We start from the raw sequence: 6,316 nt of genomic DNA, 5'->3' as shown, positions 1-6,316 counted from the left end.
GCGCCCAACTCCAGCTCGCCAACTGCAACAACTCCAACGCACAACGCTGGCTCACCCCCGGGCTCGCCAACCCCCTCGGGCCCGGACCCGGCTCACGCCAGCTTGTCGACCTCGGGGTGGTCGGCGAGCCAGGCGCGCACGGCGTCCTGCTCCTTGCCCTTGCCCGACTCCTGGATCTTGGCTTCCAGGCCGGTCAGCTGGGCCTCGGTCAGTTTGAACGAGGAGAGCCACTGGGCGATCTCCGGCTCGTCCTCGGCGAAGCCCTTGCGGGCGATGTTGTGGATGCCGTCGCCCTGTCCCCATACGCCCTTGGGATCCGCGAGCTTGGTCAGGTCGTAGGTGGAGTACGCCCAGTGCGGCGACCACAGCACGACCGCGACGGGCTCCTTCTTCTCGTACGCGCGCTTCAGCTCGGCGAGCATGCCCGGGGTCGATCCGTCGACGACCTTGTACTCGCCGTCGAGGCCGTACTCCGGCAGGACCTTGTCCTTGAGGATCCTCATCGCGCCCGCGCTGGGCTCGATGCCGATGATCCGGCCCTTGAACTCCCCGCCCTTGCCCTTCAGATCGGCGAGGGACTTCACGTCCTTCATGTAGGACGGGACGGACAGCTCGAGGGAGGTGGGTCCGTACCAGGAGCCGAGGTCCTCGAGATCGTTCCCGTACTTCTTCCAGTACTCCGCCTGGGTCACCGGCAGCCAGGAGTCGGTCTGGAAGTCGACCTGGCCTCCCGCGAGCCCCGTGTAGAGCGCGCCGAGCTCCAGCTGCCGGGCGTCGACCTCGTACCCGCGGCGCTCGAGGAGCTCCTTCCAGAGGAAGGTCGAGGCGATGCCCTCGTCCCAGGGGATGTAGCCGATGCTGACCTTGCGGCCCTTGCCGATGTTCGCGACGCCGGCCCCGCCGGCCGCGTTGACCTGCGACGACCCGGAGTCCGCGAAGATCCCGAGGCCGCCCGCGACCAGGGACAGCACCACGGCCGAGGCCACGGCGAGGACGGGCTGCGGGCGGTGGCTCCACAGCTTGGCGGTTCCGGTGGCGGCGGAGCGCGCCGTGGCGAGGGCGCGGCGGCCGAGCGGGGAGACCTGGCGGCCCAGCGCCCCGGTCATGCGGTCCAGGTACATGGCGAGGATGACGATGGAGATGCCCGCCTCGAAGCCGAGGCCGATGTCCACGCTGCCGATGGCGCGGTAGACGGCGCCGCCGAGGCCGCCGCCGCCGACCATGCCGGCGATGACGACCATGGACAGGCCGAGCATGATGACCTGGTTGATGCCCGCCATGATCGTGGGCAGGGCCAGCGGGAGCTGGACCCGTACCAGGGTGTCGCGCGGGGTGGTGCCGAACGCCTCGGCGGCCTCCACGAGTTCTGCGTCGACCTGCCGGATGCCGAGTTCGGTCATCCGGACGCCCGGGGCCAGCGAGAAGATGATCGTGGCGATGATGCCGGGCACCACGCCGACCCCGAAGAAGATGATGCCGGGGATCAGGTAGACCATGGCCGGCATGGTCTGCATGAAGTCCAGGACGGGCTTCAGCACGGCGCTGACCCGGTCGGACCGTGAGGCCCAGATGCCCAGCGGGATCGCGAAGAGCAGCGTGACCAGGGTGGCGACCACGACCAGCGCGAGCGTGGACATGGCGTCGGGCCACAGCCCGACGGAGTCGACGAGCGCGAAGCCGGCGAAGGCGAGCAGCGCGGCGAGCAGCCCGCGCAGCCACCACGCGGCCACGGCCAGGACGCCGGCCAGGAGCAGCGGGTTCGGCGCGGACAGCACGGCTTCGATGCCGTCGTAGAGCCCGGTGACGACGGAGCTGATGGCGTCGAACAGCCAGGACAGGTGGCTCTGGAGGAAGTCGACACCGCTGTCGACCCAGGAGCCGAGGTTCAGGCGGGGCATCACGCGGCCACCTCTTCACAGTGCAGGGCGGCTCGTCGCTCGTCGCCGATGAAGGCCACGAGGCGGCCCTGCGGGACGGAGCCGACGACGGCGCCGTCCGCGTCGGTGACGCGGACGGGGTGCGGGACGCGGGCGCTGACGGCGCACAGGTCGGCGAGCGGGGTGTCGGCGCGGACGGTGGGGCAGTCGCAGCCGGCCCGGTCCCCGGCGTCGTCCGTCATGACGGCGTCGGCCGTGAGCACGCGCGAGCGGTCCACGTCCTGGATGAAGGAGGCGACGTAGTCGTCGGCGGGACGGGTGAGGATGTCCTCGGCCGTGCCCTGCTGGACGATGCGGCCGTCACGCATGACGGCGATGCCGTCGCCGAGCCGCATCGCCTCGTTGAGGTCGTGGGTGATGAACACGATGGTCTTGCCCAGGCGTTGCTGGAGTTCCAGCAGCTGGTCCTGCATGTCCCTGCGGATCAGCGGGTCGAGCGCGCTGAAGGACTCGTCCATCAGCAGCAGTTCGGCGTCGGTGGCCAGGGCGCGGGCGAGGCCCACGCGCTGCTGCATGCCGCCGGAGAGCTCGTCGGGCCAGGACTTCTCCCAGCCGCCGAGCCCGCACAGCGCGAGCGCCTCGGCGGCCCGCCGTTCGCGCTCGGCCCGGGGGACGCCCTGGACCTCGAGGCCGTAACCGGCGTTCTCCAGGACACTTCGGTGCGGGAACAGCGCGAAGTGCTGGAACACCATGCTGATCTTGGTGGAGCGAACCCGGCGCAGTTCGCGCGCGGAAAGCGCGGTGAGGTCCTCGCCGTCGAAGAGGATCCGTCCCGCGGTGGGCTCCAGCAGTCCGTTGAGCATGCGCAGCAAGGTGGACTTGCCTGATCCCGACAGACCCATGACGACGAAGATCTGGCCGGGCTCTACGCGGAAGGAGGCGTCGATCACGGCGGCGGTCGTACCCTCGGCGCGCAACCGCTCGCGGTCGGTGGCTCCGCTCTCGAGTGCGCCGACCGCCTTCGCGACGGCCGGGCCGTTGTCGGGTCCTTTACCGAACACCTTGTAGACGTGCTCGGCTATGAGCGTGGACACATACACCTCACGGGTCGTACGGGAGACGGCCCACCGGCGTGGCATACGTGCGGCCGGCGGGCCGTGGAGCGCGACGGGATCCGCCCGTCGCCCGTGCTTCGGCCGTGTCGGCCGGCGGACGGGTCCGCTCCAGGGCCGCTACTGCCCTGCCTTAGCCCGCGCAAACAGTGAAGTGAGTCATGTCACTTGGGTACGCCGATGCCCGTACCCCGCACCGGACCCTCGGGGCGGGATTCCGCTTCCTGCCCGGGCCCGGCCGCGCCCGGGTCCGTGTCGGCCAGCATGGAGGCCCGCAGATGCGCGAGGACCCGGGTCAGCAGGCGCGAGACCTTCATCTGCGAGATGCCGAGGGCGGCGCCGATCTGGGCCTGGGTGAGCTCCTCGCCGAAGCGCATGGACAGCATGCGGCGCTCCTGGTCGCTGAGCTGTTCCAGCAGCGGTGCCAGGCTCTGGATGTTCTCGACGTGCTCCAGGGCGGGTTCCTCCGCCCCGATGGTGTCGGCGAGGGAGTGGCCTTCGGTGCGGCCGTCGCCGTGGTCCGCCTGGAGGGCGTCGAGGGAGCCGCTGGTGTGGCCGTTGGAGGCGACGATGCCCTCGATGACCTCCTCCTCGGTGAGGTCGAGGTGTGCGGCGAGGTCCGCGACCGTCGGCGGCCGGTCGAGGAGCGCGGTCAGGCCCTCCTTCGCCTTGGCGAGGTCGATGCGCAGCTCCTGGAGCCGGCGCGGGACGCGGACGGCCCAGCTGGTGTCGCGGAAGTGCCGCTTGATCTCGCCCCTGATGTACGGCATCGCGAGGGAGGAGAACTCGATCTCCCGGTCCGGGTCGAACCGGTCGATGGCCTTGATCAGGCCGATCGTGCCGACCTGGAGGAGGTCTTCGAGGTCGCCGCCGTCGCTGCGGCTGCGGAAGGGGCGGATGGCGAACTGGACGAGCGAGACGTTCATCTCGACGAGCGTGTCGCGGACGTAGCGGTGCTCCGCGGTGCCCTCGGTGGTTTCGCGCAGCCGTCGGAAGAACAGTCTCGAAAGCTCGCGCGCGTCCGCCGGGGCCACCTCGCGGGGTTCGTCGATCCGGGGCAGGGGCGCACCGGCCGCGGGGCCGGTGGACTGCTCGGCGGCCGGGCGGGCGGCGGGGCCGACGAGCGGTCCGGTGGAGGGGCCGGCGGTAGGGGAGAACTGGGCGGGGATCAGCATGGTGTCGCTCCTTGGGCTGGTCGGCTTGCGGCGCGTGACCTTGATGGTCGTCCACCTTAGCCGGTTCCGCATGCCATCCCCAGCCCCGGCTGGGGATCCCAACCGGCCGGGCCCGGGCCACATTTGCGGCCCGGCCCCGTTCCGTTCGCACATCAGCGGTTCGGTCCGAGCGCGGTGAGTCGTCGGTCACTCCCCCTCGGCGGCGCGGGGAAACGCGGCGTCGGCGGCGGCGTATGTGGTCGAGGTCACGGCTCACCCGCCCCGCTCCGGCGGGGAGAGGAGGACACGCCCCGTCGGTGTCGCGTGCGCACGGTTCCGCCCGCGTGTGAGCTCGGTCTCGCCCCGGCCCCGCCTGTCCGCATAAGGATTCTGTTGGGATGACCTGGGCTGGTTCAGCGGAGAAACACCCCAAAGCGGGAGGTCCGGTTCCCCCTCCTGCGCCCCCTCGTCCCCGGGACCCCCAGGCGTCACGACGGCGCCCTTGTGCGCCCGGCTCCGCGCGCACCACCGTGGGCGGATGACCACCAGACCGCACTTACGGGGCTTGGTCCTCGCGTTCACCGCCGCCCTCGCCCTCGGGGCCCAGACCCTGCCGTCCGCCGCGTCGGCCGCGCCCGCCGAGGGCGTCGTCCGCTACGCCGACTCGCCGCAGGGCGTCCCCGGCAGCTACCTCGTCATCCTCGATCCGGCCCGCGCGCGGGCCCGTACGGCGTCCGGCCCGTCCCTCGTCGCACGGTACGGAGGGACGGTCCGGCACACGTACGACTCCGCGCTGAGCGGCTTCTCCGCCCGGATGACCGCGCGCCAGGCCCGGCGGCTCGCCGCCGACCCGGCGGTCGCCCAGGTCGCGCAGAACCGCACGCTGCGGCTCGACTCCACCCAGCCGAGCCCGCCGTCGTGGGGGGTGGACCGGATCGACCAGCGTCGGATGCCGCTGGACGAGGCCTACACGTATCCGAGTTCGTCCGGGCAGGGCGTGACCGCCTACGTCATCGACACCGGGATCAACATCAACCACCAGGACTTCGGCGGGCGGGCCTCGTACGGCTACGACGCGATCGACGACGACTTCGAGGCCCAGGACGAGCACGGGCACGGCACGCACGTCGCCGGGACCCTCGCCGGCACCGCCTTCGGGGTGGCCAAACAGGCGAAGGTGGTGGCCGTCCGGGTGCTCGACTGGTCCGGGGAGGGCACGACCGAGCAGGTGGTCGCCGGGATCGACTGGGTGACCCGCAACGCGGTGAAGCCGGCCGTCGCGAACATGAGCCTGGGCGGTGATCCGGACGAGGTCCTGGACGCGGCCGTGCGGGGCTCCATCGCCTCCGGGATCACCTACGCGGTGGCCGCCGGCAACCAGGGGATCGACGCCTCGGGGCACTCGCCGGCCCGGGTCTCCCAGGCCCTGACGGTCGGAGCGGCCAACGATCACGACGCCCGCTCCTCCTACTCCAACTTCGGCCCCCTGGTGGACCTGTTCGCCCCCGGTGACTACATCACCTCGGCCGTCTACTGGGACGACGAATGGAGCACCGTCATGTCCGGCACCTCGATGGCCACCCCGCACGTGACCGGCGCGGCGGCGCTCTACCTCTCGGAGCACCGCACCGCCACCCCGCCCCAGGTGGCGGCCGCCCTGACGGCGTCGGCGTCCACCGGCGCCGTGCTCGACGCCGGACCGGGCTCCCCCGACCGCGCCCTCTACGTGGGCAGCACGCCGAACCGGGTGCCCGGCAAGCGCTTCGCGAACACCACCGACCTCCCGGTCGAGGACCTGGAGACGGTCGAGTCGCCGATCACGGTCAGCGGGGTACCGGGCCGGGCACCCGCCCAGCTGGACGTGGAGCTGTACGTCAAGCACCCGGCTTCCGGGGAGCTGCGGATCGACCTGATCGCACCCGACGGGTCGGTGTACCCGGTCAAGGACGAGTACACGGGCTGGGGCGAGAGCGACCTCGTCGGGCTGTACGCGGTGGACGCCTCCTCGGAAACGGCGGCGGGGGTGTGGAGACTGCGCGTGTTCGACGCCTGGGCCGGATACACCGGCTACCTCGACGGCTGGGCGCTGCGGTTCTGAGCCGGTCACGGGCCGCGCGCGGCCCGTGACCCCGGGGGGGGGGGGGGGGGCGCCGCGCGGGCGGCGGCCGCCCCC

Annotated in this window: 4 protein-coding genes; 1 reads left to right on the top strand and 3 read right to left on the bottom strand. The window is 71.8% G+C overall.

Annotated features, from left to right (window positions below; genetic code table 11):
- Nucleotides 1–92: 92 nt before the first annotated feature.
- The 3 genes from ACWF9Z_RS01005 to ACWF9Z_RS00995 form a co-directional block, all read right to left on the bottom strand.
- On the bottom strand, nt 93–1,898 hold the full coding sequence (locus ACWF9Z_RS01005; RefSeq protein WP_453596092.1) for an ABC transporter permease/substrate binding protein: 1,806 nt from the start codon (nt 1,896–1,898) through the stop codon (nt 93–95).
- Nucleotides 1,898–2,971 (bottom strand): quaternary amine ABC transporter ATP-binding protein, encoded by a 1,074-nt coding sequence (locus tag ACWF9Z_RS01000; protein WP_453596529.1) that lies wholly within the window; start codon nt 2,969–2,971, stop codon nt 1,898–1,900. Before ACWF9Z_RS01000 ends, ACWF9Z_RS01005 begins: the two co-directional genes overlap by 1 nt.
- A 182-nt stretch (nt 2,972–3,153) precedes the next feature.
- Nucleotides 3,154–4,164, bottom strand: coding sequence for a SigB/SigF/SigG family RNA polymerase sigma factor (locus ACWF9Z_RS00995; RefSeq protein WP_453596090.1), 1,011 nt, complete (start codon nt 4,162–4,164; stop codon nt 3,154–3,156).
- 517 nt (nt 4,165–4,681) lie between these two features.
- Between ACWF9Z_RS00995 and ACWF9Z_RS00990 the strand changes: the two genes are divergently transcribed.
- A complete protein-coding gene (locus ACWF9Z_RS00990) occupies nt 4,682–6,241 on the top strand; it encodes a S8 family peptidase (protein WP_453596088.1) in 1,560 nt (519 codons plus the stop codon).
- The last annotated feature ends 75 nt before the right edge of the window (nt 6,242–6,316 follow it).

The sequence above is a fragment of the Streptomyces sp. NPDC054961 genome (genome assembly GCF_053609145.1).
Note: the sequence above shows the minus strand (reverse complement) of the source record. Positions and strands in the feature narration are given on the sequence as shown.

What these genes read in the sequence shown, in the direction of transcription:
- ACWF9Z_RS01005 (WP_453596092.1), bottom strand. Translation starts at nt 1,898, where the DNA reads ATGCCCCGCCTGAACCTCGGCTCCTGGGTCGACAGCGGTGTCGACTTC.
- ACWF9Z_RS00995 (WP_453596090.1), bottom strand. Translation starts at nt 4,164, where the DNA reads ATGCTGATCCCCGCCCAGTTCTCCCCTACCGCCGGCCCCTCCACCGGA.
- ACWF9Z_RS00990 (WP_453596088.1), top strand. Translation starts at nt 4,682, where the DNA reads ATGACCACCAGACCGCACTTACGGGGCTTGGTCCTCGCGTTCACCGCC.